Origin of the sequence: Schlesneria sphaerica, from assembly GCF_044336245.1 — a bacterium.
GTDB lineage: Bacteria > Planctomycetota > Planctomycetia > Planctomycetales > Planctomycetaceae > Schlesneria > Schlesneria sphaerica.
This window is the reverse complement of record NZ_CP172346.1, coordinates 1,720,428-1,737,922: the sequence shown is the minus strand read 5'-3', so window position 1 is coordinate 1,737,922 and position 17,495 is coordinate 1,720,428. Positions and strand designations below refer to the sequence as shown.

At 54.9% G+C, this 17,495-nt stretch carries 8 protein-coding genes; 5 read left to right on the top strand and 3 right to left on the bottom strand.

Features of this window, described 5'->3' with window-relative positions; all coding sequences use genetic code 11:
* The first annotated feature begins 3 nt into the window (after nucleotides 1–3).
* A complete protein-coding gene (locus ACGY09_RS06445) occupies nucleotides 4–1,491 on the top strand; it encodes a DUF1501 domain-containing protein (RefSeq protein ID WP_397570925.1) in 1,488 nt (495 codons plus the stop codon).
* A 379-nt stretch (nucleotides 1,492–1,870) separates the two neighbouring features.
* On the opposite strand, the gene ACGY09_RS06440 is transcribed toward ACGY09_RS06445, so the two are convergent.
* Both ACGY09_RS06440 and ACGY09_RS06435 read right to left on the bottom strand, forming a co-directional pair.
* On the bottom strand, nucleotides 1,871–6,478 hold the full coding sequence (locus ACGY09_RS06440) for a hypothetical protein (protein WP_397570924.1): 4,608 nt from the start codon (nucleotides 6,476–6,478) through the stop codon (nucleotides 1,871–1,873).
* 635 nt (nucleotides 6,479–7,113) lie between these two features.
* Nucleotides 7,114–11,889 (bottom strand): AAA domain-containing protein, encoded by a 4,776-nt coding sequence (locus ACGY09_RS06435; protein ID WP_397570923.1) that lies wholly within the window; start codon nucleotides 11,887–11,889, stop codon nucleotides 7,114–7,116.
* Nucleotides 11,890–13,379: 1,490 nt separating this feature from the next.
* Between ACGY09_RS06435 and ACGY09_RS06430 the strand changes: the two genes are divergently transcribed.
* The 3 genes from ACGY09_RS06430 (at nucleotide 13,380) to ACGY09_RS06420 (ending at nucleotide 15,516) form a co-directional block, all read left to right on the top strand.
* A complete protein-coding gene (locus tag ACGY09_RS06430; protein WP_397570922.1) occupies nucleotides 13,380–13,985 on the top strand; it encodes an ISAs1 family transposase in 606 nt (201 codons plus the stop codon).
* A 46-nt stretch (nucleotides 13,986–14,031) separates the two neighbouring features.
* Complete coding sequence (locus tag ACGY09_RS06425; protein ID WP_373651095.1) at nucleotides 14,032–14,367, top strand: hypothetical protein; 336 nt, start codon at nucleotides 14,032–14,034, stop codon at nucleotides 14,365–14,367.
* A gap of 360 nt (nucleotides 14,368–14,727) precedes the next feature.
* Entirely contained in the window at nucleotides 14,728–15,516 is a 789-nt protein-coding gene (locus ACGY09_RS06420; RefSeq protein WP_373651096.1) for a hypothetical protein, read from the top strand.
* Nucleotides 15,517–15,680: 164 nt separating this feature from the next.
* On the opposite strand, the gene ACGY09_RS06415 is transcribed toward ACGY09_RS06420, so the two are convergent.
* Nucleotides 15,681–16,136, bottom strand: coding sequence for a DUF5990 family protein (locus tag ACGY09_RS06415; RefSeq protein WP_397570921.1), 456 nt, complete (start codon nucleotides 16,134–16,136; stop codon nucleotides 15,681–15,683).
* Nucleotides 16,137–16,455: 319 nt separating this feature from the next.
* Here ACGY09_RS06415 and ACGY09_RS06410 point away from each other — a divergent pair, with 319 nt between their 5' ends.
* Complete coding sequence (locus tag ACGY09_RS06410; RefSeq protein WP_397570920.1) at nucleotides 16,456–16,938, top strand: NUDIX domain-containing protein; 483 nt, start codon at nucleotides 16,456–16,458, stop codon at nucleotides 16,936–16,938.
* Nucleotides 16,939–17,495 lie beyond the last annotated feature (557 nt).

Genomic DNA, 17,495 nt, shown 5'->3' with positions numbered 1-17,495 from the left:
CCCATGTTTGATTCCAGACAATGTCAATCCATCCTTCATCAACTGATGGGTCGCCGACGATTCTTTGAGAACGTCGGTTCGGGCATCTATGGCGCTGCCCTGGCGTCGATGTTGTGTCGCGATGCCTACGGTGAAATCGAGGCGGATTCCACAACGTCCCAGGGTTCCAGGCAAACGTTTGACCTTGCGCCGCGGCGGCCGAATTTTGAGCCTAAGGCCAAAGCCGTCATTCATCTCTTCATGAATGGTGGTCCCAGTCAGATGGACCTGTTCGATCCCAAGCCAGAGCTGGATCGCCGACATGGCCAATCCTACTTCGAGAAGATTGCCGGTGAGGTCGAATCGCCCGGCTCGGGTGGTGCGCTGATGCGGACCCCGTTCAAGTTTGCTCAGCATGGCCAAAGTGGAATGTGGGTATCGAATGCGATGCCGCACTTTGCGAAGTGCGTGGACGATGTCGCCATGATCCGCTCCATGCACACAGTCAATCTCACTCACGAACCGGCTCTGTATCACATTCACAGTGGCAGGACGATTCCCGGGCAGCCGTCGCTTGGTTCGTGGGTCACCTATGGACTCGGTTCCGAGTCCGCTAACTTGCCTGCCTATGTCGTGCTCGATGATCCCCTGGGACTTCCGGTCAACGGCACGCAGAGCTGGGCATCGGGTTATCTGCCCCCGATTTATCAGGGAACTCGCTTTAAAGCGACGGGAACACCCGTTCTGAATCTCGACAGGGAATTTGATGAGCCCGACGAAGTCACGAATGCAGAGAGAAGCCTCATCGGACGACTCGATCGCCTGCACCGCAGTCGACGCCCTGGACAAGCACAACTTGACGCTCGAATCGCCAGTTACGAGCTCGCGGCCCGGATGCAGTTGATGGCTCCGGAAGCTCTGGATCTTTCTCAGGAGACCCAGCAAACGCTTGAGGCATACGGCATCGGAGACAAGATCACTGATTCTTATGGTCGGCGATGTCTGATTGCACGCCGACTGGTGGAACGTGGCGTTCGATTTGTCCAGCTCTATATCGACTCACAGATCTGGGACACACACGATCATCTGCAAACCGAACTTCAGAAGGCCTGTGACCGTACTGATAAACCTGTCGCAGCACTCCTGAATGATCTGAAAGCGCGAGGGCTGTTTGACAGCGTCCTTGTCTTGTGGGGAGGCGAATTTGGGCGATTGCCGATCGCACAGCTACGCGGAGGAGACGAGTCAGTGACATCGGGGCGCGATCACAACAAGAACGCGTTCACCAGCTGGATGGCGGGGGCCGGAATCAAAGCCGGAACCGTTCATGGCTCCACCGACGAAATCGGTCTGATGGCCGTTGAAGATCGTGTCAGCGTTTCGGACTGGCATGCGACAATCCTGCATCTTCTGGGCCTGCACTACAGTGACCTTTACTACGAACGTAATGGTCTCAAAGAGAAGCTGACAGGGGTCGACCAGGCACGGGTTGTCAAAGAAATTCTTGCCTGACATGCTCTTCTACGTCCGTTGCTTTCCCAGTATCCGATCTGAGACGCAATCGAATACACGAGCGGGGTGTCCTCTCGATTAGCGATGACGACTCGTCATCTGGTTCACCCCCCGTGGAACTCTGATCAAGGAAGCTGGGGATCCGCCTCTCCGGTTCAATCCGATCGAGGACCGAGGTCAATTTCAACGGGCTGTCCATCAACGAAAAAACCGCCGCAATCCAGCCCGGTCGGATTGCGGCGGCCGAGGACTTGCGACAGAGCCTCGGAAGTTTTCGTTGATCAGACTTACAGGCGAAGGGATGCTTACGGCTGTCGCTGATCTTTATCGAGTGCCCGATCGATGCGGTTAAGGCATCGATCGGGCGAGTGCACCGCGACTAGTTGCGTGGGATTCCCAGCAGCTCTTCTTCTTCTTCCTGGATGATGATTCGTGGAGTCACCATCAGCATCAGGCTTTCGGTTTCGCGGCCCACACCACTGTTCTTGAACAGACGGTTCACATAAGGAATTTTGTTCAAGATTGGAACACCGGCCATTTTGCGGCCTTCCTTCAGTCGTTTGACGCCACCCAACAGGACGCTTCCGCCGTCCGGTACGCTGACCGTTGTCTGCACCGTGATGGTTTCGATGACGGGCTGTTGAACTGTGATCGCTCCGGCACCACCACCCTGCTGGCCCTGTTGTCCCTGCTGACCTTGCTGGCCTCCTTGCTGACCCTGTTGGCCACCGCCGAAACCACCCTGGCCACCACCACCGAATCCACCCTGCTGGGTGAACAGTGTCTGCATGATCTGCATGCTTCCCAATCCACCACCGATACCGAACTGGCCACCGCCGAATCCGCCTTGACCACCTTGCTGGCCGCCACCGCCGAATCCACCCTGGCCACCCTGCTGACCACCCTGACCCTGTTGGCCACCGCCACCACCACCACCGACAGCGGTGAAGGTGAAGACGTCAGTGATACTGCGGAAGATCGGGAGCAGAGTCAGTCGGACAAATCGTCGGTCGGCCGAGACCACTGGCGTTGCTGTCAGGGTGATCCCTTCAGGAACGTTGGTGATGATTGGAGTGTAACCGACTGCGGCAAAACCGACGGTTGGAACCAGACTTGTCACGAACGGGCGAGTCCGGTTGTCACTGACAGTTGCGGGAATCCCGTTAAAGGTCGTCACTTTCGGAGCAAACAACAGGTTCGATCGTTCATCACCCTGAGCGGCCGAGATGAAGAAGAATGCTTCCAGGTCACTCAGAATCGCGATACCTGTCTGCACACCCGCGGTTGGGTTGTATCCACCGAACGAGGGGATCCCTACGTCGAATGAACCCTGCTGGAACGGAATGGTCAAGTCGTTGGTGAACTGCGTCGGCGACTGGAGACCGACAATCGTGTTACTCGCTGGGTTGTTGATCAAGCTACGCATTGGGCTTGGATCGAACAATCCTTGGGAGACCACTCCACCCTGTTGTCCTTGTTGTCCCTGCTGACCCTGTTGCCCCTGCAATCCACCCTGGCCCTGCTGACCTCCTTGCTGACCACCTTGACCCTGCTGTCCACCCTGGCCTTGAATTCCGAACAGGTTCTGGCCTGCCTGCGGAGTCATAATGCTACCGAAGGGCAGGATTGGCAGCAGCGAGTTGTCGGTCTTGGCATAACCCACGGTTGGTTTGATGTTGAAGTCGAAGTCGACCCCGATACGTTCGAAGAATCGATCGGACACGGTGACGAACCGGACTTCAATCGTCACTTGCAGGTCTTGCAGGCGACGCAACTGGCTGAGCAAGTCAGCAATCTCTTCATGGACCTTCTGAGTCTGTCGGATGACGAGGCTCAACGTGGTTTCGAATGGTTGGACGCGTGCCTGACCACCGGACTGCTCCCAGGTATCTGGCGAGATCGTCGAGGTAATCAGATTGGTCAGTTCGGTGAAGTCCGTATTACGTCGCGATGCGTTCAGACGCGAATCGGCTTCGTTGGGGATGTTGAATCCACCCAGGCCACCGCCGTTAGGTCCGACCTGTGCGAACGCCTGGCCAGTCATCCCGGGAGTCAGATAAGCCTGGCTGCCGAATCCCTGACCGGGACCTGGCACACCACCAATTCGGGGTGCTGCCCCTGACGAATCCGTGCCGAAGCTGGGGATTGCGACCACGAGGTCCGCCACGTTGTATGTGGCGTTGATCAGTTCACCCCGTTGACGAACGTGGTTGGTGATCTTCAAAACTTCGTTGTCGACCATGTAGCCCAACTGATATCGCTGCAGAATCAGGTTAAGAGCACTCTTGACCGTGATCCCTTCGACATCGATCGACACCGCTGTGTTTGAGCTGACTCCTTCTTCTTCCAGACCAGCTTCGTCAAAAACGATGTTGATGTCAGCCACTGCCTTGATCTTGCGAATGACTTCGACGAGCGGAGTGTTTTCTTCGTGCAGCGAGATTCGCTTCTGAAGGCTCTTCTCAATGTGAATTTCTTCTTCAGACTTGATGCGATTATCCGTGCCGAACTTTCGCTTCTTGGCGTTGTCCCAGATCTTCTTATCGAAAGACATCGGGTTGTCGTCGGACAGGCTGTGGATCAGACCCCGTTCGACGTCGTTCCCCATCAGCAAGCGGGTGTCGGCCTTATCGCTCTTGATATCGTCGTTGATCTTGTTCTGCATCGCGAGCTGACCCTTGATGACCATCGTGACGACAGCCGGATCTTTCGGGTTCAGTTCTTTGGCTTTCTTGGCAACGACAACGGCTTCTGCAAACCGCTGCTGCTTGTAGAGCTCGTTATACTCTTCAACGAGTTGAACCAGCTCCTGATCGATACGGACAGCATTGCTGATTTCCTTTTCGATCTGTTCCTTCACTCGCTTGTTCTCGGCACGCAGTTCGATATTCGGTGCCTGCTGTTCGATCTCGGTGCGAAGGCTGGATCGAGTCCGGTTGAGTTGCTTCAGCAATGGTGCTGCCGCTTCGGTCGACAGTTCTGCACTTTCCACTTTGGCCAGGGTCTGATCGACCAGTTCCAGAGCCTTCTCTGGCTCGCTGGACTTCAGGCGTTCGGCCTTGAAGACCGTGTTCAGGACTTCTGCCCGGACGCGTTCGAACTTGACGAGTTGCTCTTGCTGAGCAGCGTCCATTGGCGTGGACTCTGCGAACGATTCCGATTCATCGCTGGCGGCCTGGATCTCGCTCTGGTTACCGCGTGGAGCGAGGTCGCGGAGATAGTCGTTCATCCGTTGCGTGCGGATGGGATCAAGACGTTCGCCCGAGTCATAGGCGGCTTTGAAGGCCTGGTAAGCCAGGTTCCGCTTGCCTTTTTTCAATTCTGCCATGCCGCGGTTGTACATTTCGCTGGCGGAAAGACCAGTGGTCTTCACATCAGCAACTACTTCTTCCTCGGCGAATTCAGTGTTGCTGGCACTGACCAACTGGCCTCGCTTACCGGTCTGCGCGAATGGGTTGTCGTCATCGGTTGCACCTTCGACTGCGTTGGCGGTGGTGACACGACGAGCGGACTTGCCACCTTTGGCGTTCATCGCCTTGTTGAGGTCAGCGAGCAACAGTTCAGGACTGTCTGCATTGACTGGAAGTGCGACCTGAAGCGACTGGACTTCGACGGCCTTCTTGTGTGCTTCTTCGAAACGTCCTTCTTTCATCAGCTTGCGAGCATCTCGCAACAACTTGACGGCGTTTGACTGCTTTGCGAGGTCTTCTTCCTTGGCACCTTCACCCGCTTGAGCGGTCTCTTCAGCGTCCATGGCAGAGAATTTGTCGCGACCCTTACGGGAGATGTTCTCGGCGGCACGACGAGCGGCAATATCGTTCATCACGATATCTGGCATGTCATCGAACAGCTTGTAGACAACGTTCAGCTTTTCAGCCTGCTCGGCCTTGGCCTGAGCCGCGTCTAGGTTTCCTGTCTGCAGTTCTTTACGAGCTTCTTCGATCAGCTTCATGGCCTGCTGCTTCTTGGCAGCCGACGGAGCATCGGTTGCACCGGCGAATTCATCCTCACTGCTGGCCGCTGCCGATTTTGCTCCGGCGTTGCGGGTCATGGTGACGGTGTTCATGCGGCGATCGAGTTCGGCAAGTAGCACTGCGGGACGATCTTCGGTGATATCGAACGAGACGTTCAGATCATTCGCTTCAATGGCCTTTCGGCGAGCGGCTTCCAGGCGGCCGGCTTTCAGTTCGGCACGAGCCTGAGCGACCAGCTTGGCCGCGCGATCCTTGAGAGAGTCGGAGTGACCGGCGTTTTGAACCTTAGAGGAAGCCCCGCCGAAGTCATCGCTGTCACCTTCGGAGGAGAGCTGCATGATGTCCGAGGGAACGGCACTACGGGCAGCAGTGCGAACTGCACCACCGACTTCGTTCGATGCCCAGTCAGCAGCGGCATCAGCGAGTCCGCCCGCTTTCGCGGCAACTTCTTTCTTGGTTGAGCCAAGTTTGGCCAGGAAATCGCTTGGGGATACCTGGTCTTTGGCGAACTTCAGCTTGGCTGATTTAGCGAGTTTGTTCGCGAGCGTTGCCAGCTTGGTTGCTTCGGCGACTTCACCCAGCTTATGTGCGGCTTTCGCCTGAATCATAAGTTGTTCGACGCGGTCCCGCGCTTCGTTGTCGGCTCCGTTCGAGGCTTGGGCCGGTTCGGAATCCCATGGGTCGGACTGCCCTCGGATGACCGCTCCGTTCTCGTTCTGACCGGAGGGGTTTGTCCGGTCGGCAACGCCCTGCACTTTGAGACGTGCCCGGTTCAGACAGTCTTCCGTCTGGCGTCGTTCGTTGGCCGACAGACCAGTCGTCGACTGCGAAGCTTCTTCCAGATGAGGAAGGGCTTCCAGGTAGCGACCGCGAAGATACAGTTCCCTGCCACGCTTGTAGTGAGCTCGCGGCGTCAGCTTCGACTGAGCTGCTCCGCGATCCTCGCCACCTTTCAATTTGGTGGTCTCAACGTGCTGAAGGTTGGTCAAGCGCATGGCAGCGATGACCAACATAGTGCATCCGATCAGTCCGATGATCCTACCCAAGATAACTTCCTCCTCCGGGTCTGGCATTGACGAAGCGCGTCAAACTTTTACCGACAACTGGTTGAGCCGCGGGCGAAAAGCGACCCGGCCGTTTCACTTGACAAAAATGGATTGGCGGACGCCGATCGACACGATGCGACGTCACGATTGAAGGACCGAAAATTTGAGGTCCAGGATTTGGACCTTTGAAAGGCGGCGATTAATAGTCCATCTTGGCGAAATGGGTCAATACGATTCCGTTGTGCACTGCCGTAGATTCAAACCGATTTCCCTGCTATTCATTCGATACCGGCAGAGTTCGCCGGGGGATTGTGACGACCTATTAACGTGTGCCGTCGCGTTGAATCGTTGACTGTCATTTCCCCTTTTGCGCCAAGAGGAGTTTTCATCGAATTTCAGGGAGGTGAAATCTCCCGGATTATGGTTCTGATGTCCGTTCAAGACCGTCCGCCAGCCACTGCCGGTACCAGCCGGTGTTGGGCGATGCGTTCGCTTGGCAGGCTGCTCCGCCTCTCATCATTATGAGCCCCAGTCCCGCTGCTGCAGACAGCACTGTAACTACGTAGTGATTTCGAGATCGTTGACTGAGTTCCCAAAGCGTGTCATTCGACAGGAATGGATTCGGGATCCTCATCGGTCTCGGCGAGTTCATCTGCTTCCGCCAGAATTTTGTTGAACTCACCCACGGGATCACGGAAGAACTCAGGCGTCCAGCAGCGCCGCAACTGCCACCCCTGCCCTTCCAGAATCTGGGTACGGAACAATTCCCACTCCACGGGATCGTCCGCCTGTGTAAACCGGGTCACATCGAAAATGATCCCGAGTGTTCGGTCTTCGCGGCGTGAAGGATGATGGAATGCGACATCGATACAGAATCCATCATTCCCCCGATACAGGTCGCTGCCGATCCTGTTTCGCCTGGCGGCCAGGCCGGCAAACGCGCGTGCAAACCGTGATGGCGTCTGTGTCGGGCTTTCGACAATGAGCCCCGTCGGCGAGTCATTGTCTGAGGGCGATTCGCGCCAGCGGTTGTAGTCTTCACTCAAACGCTCTGCAAAGGCCAGATACGCGAACAATAACCATCCCCCGCCCGGTTGCTGACCAGCGGGAACGGGGGGCAAACTGCGATAAAGCTCCACGGGAATCGACGTAACGAGATGGACTTCTTCTCGGGCTCGCGTAATCAGCACATTCAAACGCCGGCCTCCTCCTGCCTGGCCTAATGGACCAAAGCGGCGGTAGAAGCGGCCTTGAGAATCGACGCCGTACGTCGTGCTGATAATCATGTGGTCACGTTCGTCACCTTGGACGTTCTCGAGGTTCTTGACGAACAGCCCTTCAAACGTCCCCTGCCCTGAACGACAGCGGGCCGCGGCAAGACGATGAGCAAAGTCCGCGTCTTTCACCGCGAGTTCATCCAACCGTTCCAGAATCAGGTCCCGTTGCGTCAGGTTGAAGCAGGCGATACCGATTGAGGGAGGTTCAGACCGCCGCAACAAGTCCTCCACAATCTGACAGACTCGATCCGCCTCGGCCGAGTTGGCCCGGTCCTCAAAAACTCCATTCACCTGGTAAAGAGTGATAGGTGCGAACCGGACTCTGTTTCGAGGATGCCCCGGAATGACCTGGAGTCGTGAACTATAGAACTGGTCATTGCTGAACTGCACCAGATCCGCATTGCGCGAACGGTAATGCACGTCGAGATAGCACTCCTGCAGATTAAGAGAGAGTGCTGCGGAGAGCAGGTCCTCTACTTCACTTTGATGCGATTCGAATAGTTCCTGTTCGGTCTCGCCGAGGCTTTGATCACTTGAGGTGACGGTCGATTCGAAGAAGCGGGAGGGAGGCAACTGTTTAGGATCGCCTGCAATCACGACGCGTCGGGCACGTGTTAAGACAGGGAGTGCTTCTTCCAGACGACACTGGGAGGCCTCGTCGAAGATCACCACATCGAACAGTGGTTCTCGGGGAAAGATCTGCGCGACCGTTTCGGGACTCACCATCCATACCGGACAGAGGTCAAACAGCGGGTCTCCACCGGGAAGCTGTTGTCCGGTGGTAATGACCTGGCGCAGTCGCATGGCTCGTTCACCACGCGTGGTGAGGCGTCGACGCAGGTCCGCCCCGGCACTATTCAGCCGTGTGCCGGTCATCGCGAGCAATTTCTGACGCTGCCGCTGAGTCCAGTAGTCAAGAATGACGTCCCGTACGATCGCCTGCTTCTTCTGCTGCAGGGCAATCACGTCGGTGCTGAGTTTGTCGAAGCCTGGCCCGTCCATCTGCAGGAGCGCAGGGTTGGCCGCAAGCCACGCGGAAATCTCCGCAGCGAGAACCTTCTGCCGAATCGACGACAGGATTCTTTCGCACGGACCCGTGTGCTCAATGGCCTCCTCTGTGATCCGTCTTAGCCCTGCAGGCAGTTGCTGAAGTGACTCGAGAATTCGCAGCACATCTGCCAGCTGATCGACCGAGGTCTCGAGTTGTCGCAGTTCGTCGACGACTGAATCGGGACTACATACTCGCTCAAAAAATCCATTCAGCCAGTCAGTGGAGAACAGCCTGGATCCGACAAGCTCATCTCGAAGTTCTTCGAGTGAATCGGCCACTTCGGATGATGTGACCAGCGACTCAATCCAGTCTTCATTGCCGTCGTTCAGCGATTGTCTGGCACCTTGCTTGAGCTCGTCTGACAGCGGTGCATTCTCCAGTTCCAGCAGTATCTGAAGCAACTGGCAAAGCTGATCCCAGTCCTCAGTCAACGAGTCTGCTTCCACTTTCCGTGGCGGCTTTGCGGGTGAGACCTCATTTAAACAGGTTGCCACCGTATTCCGGGCAGTCATTTGCGTCAGAAAGCTGTGGACGCGGGTTGCATTCGGGGGACTGAGGGGCAATCCGAACTCCCGCAAGATCGTGCTGGCTCGGCTGCGGCTTCGAAATGCGAACCAACCGTACCACCGTGTGCATGTTGCAAGGTAGCGGCCCAGATCGACGGTCCAATGCAACTGTTGTGAAATGGGGATTGAAGTCGAGCGAATCAGATTGAGGAACTGTGCATCAAGCAGCCCCAAGCGTGTCACTTCAATCTCGGGCTCGATCTGAAGTAGTCGATCAAGGGACCGTTGGAGAATCGACTTGGAACTTTTCGCCCAGCGTCCTCGAAGACCGCCGTCAGTGGAGTCGACGCAGCGACGCATCCGCGCAGCCAGTTCTCGTCGGAGATGCGCCTGTTCATGAAAGCTACGGCCGGGCTTGGATCTTATTTTTCCCCCGGAAATCGTCCCGCTCGATGTCTTGCCCTCAACCCTCATCTCGCCCTCGTGATCTGCTTCGCTGCTTGAGGGGGCGATCCAGCCGAGTGGATCGAGCGACGGGATTCCACCAGTCTTCGCATCGTCAACGGTCAACGCACAATCGAGAATGACTTTAAGATCCTCACGAATCTGATCCTGGGGAGTTTGCAGAAGCTCCGTCAGTGTGATTCCAGCGGGGCGCCGCCAGGGATGGTTCGAAAAGTCGATACTGCTCGCACGACTGACCAGATCACGAATGACCGTTTCGTGCGACTCATACAGGCTCAATGTGACCGTTTCTGCCGACGCCTCGGAGCCGCGTCTTCGTGGGCGAGTTCGCCCACGGTCCGATCTTGATGTGTCGGGGGAAGGTCGATTGGCTGAGGGGGCGGATTGGGGTTCAGTTGCTGACCAGGTGAAGTTGGCCGTTTCGAGTGTCGGAACGATCGCTTCGAGCCAGTCTCCCATGCGTTCGTGGAAGGACGTTGCACGTTGGGGATCCCTGTCCATTGTCAGACGCCACGCCTCCCACAACTGATCAAGGCCCTTCTGGACTTGGGCATCGAGCGAATCCAGACGTGCTTGTGCCATTCCGTCACGGCTGTTTTCTGTGAGGGACTCCAGTCGTTTGCGGATGCTGTTAAACAGAATCCGCTGATCATGCTGGGGATCGTGAATCAACGAGCAAAGAGAGCCCAGTCCCAGGTGCTCCAGTCGGCTGGCGACGACGTCGAGAGCCGTTCGCTTGTCGCACACCAGAAGAACGCGTTCCCCGCGGACAAGGTGGTCACCGATGATATTAGTGATTGTCTGACTTTTTCCGGTGCCTGGCGGACCATGAATGATCAACTCGGAACAGTCTCGCGCAAGACGCACGGCTTTCGACTGGAACGGATCCGCTGCGGAAATCAGCCGATTGGCGGCAGCGGGAACTGCGGTCCGGGAGCGCCGTAATAAGTCCGGCGAAACATCGTCATCCAGACTGGGGAGGTCCGGATCGAGCGTCAGAAAGCTTTGCAGGGGACCGGCGAAGGTACTCTGTTCGACCATGGCCTGCATATCGCGCAGCAGTCCCTGCTTATTCATTGGGAACAAGCCGAGTACCGCAGCGAGGACGATCTCGGCGCGAGGATTTTCGTCGTCAGACCGTGGTGCCTTGCGCAGGTTCTCCAACGAGGCTGCGCTGAGTGGTGATTCGGGAAGTTGCAGCAATCGGGTGACACGGCTGACCAGAGAGTTTAGTTCCTCCCAAAGTTCCTGTGATGTTGTGGTGCGGCCGGAACCGAGATCCTGTTGCTGAGATGAAGTTGTCGCGGAGTCAATTTCCCCTGGTTCTGATGCAGACGATGGGGGGGACGCGAGAACCTCTGTCGGCGATGTGTTCTCGTCGTCATTGGCGAGGAGCGACTGTCCGGACTGGCGCTCCAGCCATGCGAAGAGAGCCTCGTTGGGGACCAGAGCGTCAGCGCCGTCGTTACGTCCTTCGATGGAGATGACGGGTTGAAAGCCCGCCCGGACTTCCAGTGAAACGGAGATAAAGGCGATGGGCGCCAGCAGTCTTTTTCCCCCGCTGCTGAACGATTTGACATTGCCCGCTGCGGAGGGGGGGACACTCAGCAAAGGGAACCCCACGTGCAGCACATGGACTCCCGTGTCCTGCTCGTAGGCACGGGCGTCTTCCGCAAGCCCCCTCAGCTTAGTTAGCAGACTCTGCTGGTTGGACCACTCGTCCAGAGAATTCAGTGAGTCAGTTGGAACGGGGGGAAGCTGTCCCATCTCTTCCGGGCTGGAGTCCTGTTCGAGCTTCCGCTTTGCATCCGACCGGGATCGCGATTTGCCCCGTCCGTCACTGGACTTCCCCGGTTTCGCTGGAGGTTCGATCTGCGGGCGAAGTTGAATTGAGGGCTTGGCGGTGAACAATTTCCCGAGCGCCTCTGCGGGCGAGAGATCCTTGAGGCGTGCGAACTGCGTCCAGTCGACTCGTTGCCGGCTGGAATGGGGGCGGCAGTTGAGGTTGGGACCACTCGTCAATCCGGCGAACAGCCGATCGAGCATTTTCAGCAGAATTGCATTTTTGACCCCAGCCATGTCCAGGCATCCATTCCAAAAGTTCTCGTTGAAACCGTCGCACTGGTGAGCAGAACGCAGAACTCCACTGACCAGGCAAGAATTGAACGGTCCACTCACCAAATTCGCAAGTGCGCGTCCTGACTTCTCAATCGCAATGAGTTACTGAGAGCAACCAAGCCCGAGCCTGAGCCCGAATCGATCGTCGACGGCAAGTTCCGCGATCTGGCGTGGAGGAAAGAGGCGAACAGTTCTGATTGAGGCCCATCACGATCACTTATCTTGGATGGGCATCTTGGTTGAGCATCTTGGTTGGGCATCTTGGTTGAGCATCTTGGTTGAGCATCTTGGATGGGCATCTTGGATGGGCATCTTGGATGGGCATCTTGGATGGGCATCTTGGATGGGCATCTTGGTTGAGCATCTTGGTTGAGCATCTTGGTTGAGCATCTTGGTTGAGCATCTTGGTTGAGCATCTTGGTTGAGCATCTTGGTTGAGCATCTTGGTTGAGCATCTTGGTTGGGCATCTTGGTTGGGCATCTTGGTTGGGCATCTTGGTTGGGCATCTTGGTTGGGCATCTTGGTTGGGCATCTTGGTTGGGCATCTTGGTTGAGCATCTTGGTTGAGCATCTTGGATGGGCGTTTCCATGAAGCCCTACATCAAAATGCTCCCTTCAAGATGCGTTCACGCCAACCAGCGAGCCTCGCGGGAAGGAAAAGTCGGCGGCGTTGCGATCTGCTGGCCAGCCTGGCCAGTCTACTGAAAACACATAAACCGTTTCTGCTATAGAACATGGGCCTGGCCACCGGCTGGCCAGGAGTTGGCCAGTTGGCCAACCAAATCAGCTGACCCGCGTCCATTGAAGGACTGTGATGACGATGAGTTTATATTTAAGACCACCATCAAATCCCGATGCTCCACCAGTTAAACCATCCCTTTCAGCTCCATCATCCTTCGATCGATGTCGCCGATGAATTTCGGAAGCAAGTAGTGTCAGCAACCCCCCGCAATCCGGCGAGCCCAAACACCCAATCGTTTGGAAAGCGGCCCAAACAGAGGGCAACAGCCACCATTCCCGATCCGTCAAGGCGTGAAGAAACCAATTGATCTGTAAAATGGATAAGAAACGCGGTCGAACAGGGAGACCATCGCGCTGCGACCCTGTTCATTCCGGTCGCCAGTGCAAAGCGCTGCCAGTTGGAACCGTCACACTGCCTCAAGAGAAACGCGTCAGAACTCCCCGCAGCGGCTTCGCCACGGACCCGATCCTCACGCCGTCAGTACGGTGGCCATGCCCTGATCGAGTTCCGAAGCGTATCGGCAGTGTCCTTCTGAACTGTTCATGCAAACTAGACGACAGCGAATGGCCCGAGCACATTGGTTATTTCGGAAGAAGGGGCGGCAAGATTGCCAAACCGCCCTAAGACAACTGTATTGATAGCTTCGAGCAACGTCCGTCCGAATACCGTTGAACTGCAACACATCAGTGTCCCTATGCCCTGTTCTTTTTGGGAACCCAGACAGCGATCGCCAAACAGATCATTGAGGCGAAGGCCGACTATGTTCTCGCTCTGAAAGGGAATCAAGGATCCCTGTACCAGGCAGCGACGGATTATCTCGAAGAACAGATGCAAACGGATTTCGCCGATATGGACGCTCGTCGGCACACAACAACGGAGACCGGACATGGTCGCACCGAGACACGCACCTATGTGCAACTCCCCATTCCAGATGTCCTTGCGGGTGCTGATCGCTGGGCGTCACTGAAGACGTTAGGCGCGGTCATCTCGATGGTCGATCGCGGAGGCAAGGAAACCGTCGACATCCGGTATTTTATCAGTAGCCTCCCCTTAGGAGTGAAGTGCTTTGCAAAGGCCGTTCGCAGTCATTGGTCGATTGAAAACAGTTGCCATTGGACCTTGGATGTCACGTATCGAGAAGACGAGTCCCGCATCCGAGAAAAGCAACTTCGGGAGAACATGGCGTGGCTCAACCGACATACTCTTTCGCTGCTCAAACAACAGCAAAACAAGAAAAGCGTCGCCATGAACCGCAGAAGATGTGGCTGGGATGATAACGTGATGCTCAAAACACTAATGGGAATCAAGAGTTAGTACGCGCTGGCCCTGGCAATGTCCCGGCTGCGGCACCGGAATCGGTATGCCACACAAGACCTACTGGGACATCGAGCGACGCACAGCGAGTGGAGGCCAGAGAATCACTTGTGATTGTAAAGACCATGATCCGATCAAAGCGAAATGGATCGGTGAATGGCCGACCGGAGTAGAGACCTTCGATGAAGGCAAAGAGCGATGGGATGGAATCATTGGATGGGAAAGCACTGTTGAGGGGGATTATCTCATCTATCGCTCGCCATCCGGGTTTCCACTTGCGTTGGCAGACCTGAGCCGGGTCAAGGGGAAATTTCGTGCGTATTTCGGTCATCCAATTGGACTTCAAAACGATTGGCTAAACGAACGTGGGGAGTCGAACTGAACGGACACCGAAATCGAAGATGAACGATGTCGGTCATTTCTGGGCGATTTGCCAATAAACGCACAACTTCTGGAGCAGAAGGATTGAACGAGGAAGAGCTTAAAAAAATGAAGGACTGCATGGAATCGGCTGGCGAAATCGACCTCAAGGCCACGGTGCTACATCTCGACGGGAGATTTAAGCGTGTCTGCCGCACGGCGGCACTCGCTCATTTGCCGAAGATCTGTGCAAAACGTCTCAGGTTTGCAGCCCACTGGGAGGACCTCGTAATTCCGGTTCAGACTTGCCGGAACAATTGCAGGTCTGTATTTAAAAACCCAAATGGTGAGCACCTCCGACTCCAACAAGAAAGGTTGTCTGATGCCGCAGAGCGACTTTTACGTGAAGCAGTATTTGACCGCTGTCGACGTAGGCAACGGCAAATTTAGGCTTATTGAGGGTAAACACACTGGTTTGTTGACTTGGATTTTTCATCCCAAAAAATCAACGCCGGTATTAGGCGTGCAACTGAAATCCTTTTTTAAGTCCATCAAAAAACCAGCAGATTCGCTTTTAACGAGTGAAGATGTTGATGCCTTTTTTGAGCGACTCGAAAAGGCTGGTTATCGTCGCACATATGCGGCACCGGACAAGTTGTATCACGTTACGCACCCTGATTCTGTTCCGGCAATACTAAAAGACGGATTAATTGGTGGGAGGGAGATTCGTAATAGAGGCCACGTTCAGACGCCCTCGATATATACTGTGGTCAAAGATGATGAAAGTTTGTTGCAAAATTTGGTCATTAACCAAATATGGACGATGCAAGACGTAGTGGCATATTCGGTTCTTGAAATCGACGGGAACGGAATTACAGGTGATGTCATTGATGACGCTGTAGCGGAAGAATCATCCTTTCTTCATCGCGTGATTGAACAAGCATTGATTGAGCCTCAATACTTAAAGCTGTTGCGAACCTGCACCATCAACTTTCCGGGGAAAAAAGTGTGGGAGTTGAACACACCGGAAAAGCTGGAATCCAAAGAACCTTGGACCGACGAGGATTGGGCGATTGCCAGAAAATGGTTGGGGCCGGAGAACCATATTCTGGAAATGCGGCGACAAATCGAAGACCGACACTTCTCAAGTAAATCAAAGGCTACAAAATAAGTCCGACACCGCAGGAAGTCGTCGGCAATAGAACGCTCGTCATGGGTAGTAAAATGCAGCAATTCTGGCAGCATGAAGTCCCGAAGACAACGGAACCTGTCGGAGAACGAATCAATTTGACGTTCAGGAAGATTGTGCGGGTGCAAACACGTCCATGATGTTGGCTACGATGTTGTGCAAACCTTCCAACCCTCGGTTGGTTTTACTGTTGCACAACTTGGCCCGCCGTCTTTAGCCGTCCCCGGTAAACGGGCTTCAAGAACGAGCTTCGGATCTTTAGCCGCCTTCTCGATCATATCCCATGTGATACCTTTCAAGGGAACTTTGATTCTGCGATCCCAAGGGGAGTCGGTCTGCCCTGCAAGTTTTCCGATGTCGATGTAGTCAAAACGCTCCGTCGCGGGCCCTTGCATCAACCTGCCCAGAAAGTTCGGCAAACCGTCCTCACGATTGTCCTTGATTGTCGCAGTGATCTGGAACGTGAGGTCATCACCCTTCGACCGCTGTATCTGGATCGTCGTGTAATCGTTCCCCTTTCCGTCCTGAACGCCAAACTCCACTCCAGCAGGTGGAGCTATTAGGATGATGCGGAGTCGGACTTCGGAGTCTTTCTTTGGCATTCGTTGTTCCCTGTTCATCAGCTAATGTTAAGCCAATTGGTCATTGCCCATTACAAATTTTGGAATGAGCAGGATGACCGCAATTGTCGCAAGACTGGTTCGCATCGAATTGGACTCTCTAAGCTCTGAAACACAGTGGCTGGAACGTTATTCTGCTTCTGCACGGGAATTGAATCAATCGCTTTCTTGAAGAAAGCGACTGATGTCCAAGATTCACTATTTTCAAGGGTATTCGTCAATCGAGAACACGGTTCCGAACAACAGAGTGTCGGGTTGACGGGAACCAAGTGGGTGATTCGTTTTTTCAAAGCGACGAGGGATGGTTCCGATGCCCCGTGTCAGTGCAGGATTGTTGATGTATCGCGTTCATGACGGCCAGTTGCAGGTCTTTCTGGCCCATTACGGTGGTCCATATTTCGTGAAAAAGGATGACGGGTTTTGGTCGATCCCCAAGGGCGAGCTTGAGCCGGGTGAAGACCTGCTGGAAGCCGCACAACGGGAATTCAAGGAAGAGGTCGGGATCGCTCCAACGGGACCATTCATTGCTTTGTCGTCTATCATGCAGACCAATAACAAAATTGTTCACGCATGGGCATTCGAGGGCGACTGTGATCCGAGTAAATGCGTTAGCAACCTGTTTACGATGGAGTGGCCGCCAAAATCGGGGCGACAGATGGAATTCCCTGAGATGGATCGGTTTGATTTCTTTGACGTTGCGGCTGCAAAACGGAAAATTACCGCTCGGCAAGTGCCGTTTATCGAAGAGCTTGAGGCGATGGTGGGCAGCAAAACGGCAACTTGACGAACTTCGAGATGGATGACCTGAATCATATCCGCAGGCCGTGTGACTCGTCAGCCGAAAAAGATGTCGACAGCAAGAATTCAAGGACAATTGATGAGCGGATTTATTCCAGCGACGGACCTGAAATGCAAATACGACGTATTCGGCCATTTTTACTCGGTAGTGGTTTCTCAACGAAGGATCGTCGAATGCAGGAGTGTTCTTGAACTCGTGGAGAAACCTCATTCCCCGAAGGAAGCGTCAGTGCTTTCAAAACGAAAGCCTGATGCGGTTTTCGTCATGATGAACCCCGGCTCCTCGCGACCGCTGGTCGAAGTCAACAATCGAATTGCTGCCGATGAGATCCATGAGTTGCCAATCACTTTGGTCCCGACAAAACCGGATACGACGCAATATCAAGTGATGCGGTTAATGCAGCATTGCGAATGGCGGCACGTCAGAGTGCTGAATTTATCGGATCTGCGATGTTCAAAAAGTGGCGAGTTTTTCAAGCAGTTCAGAGCACTGGAAGATGCTTCGTTCGATTCGCACTCCATTTTTTCCGACCGAAGAAAGAG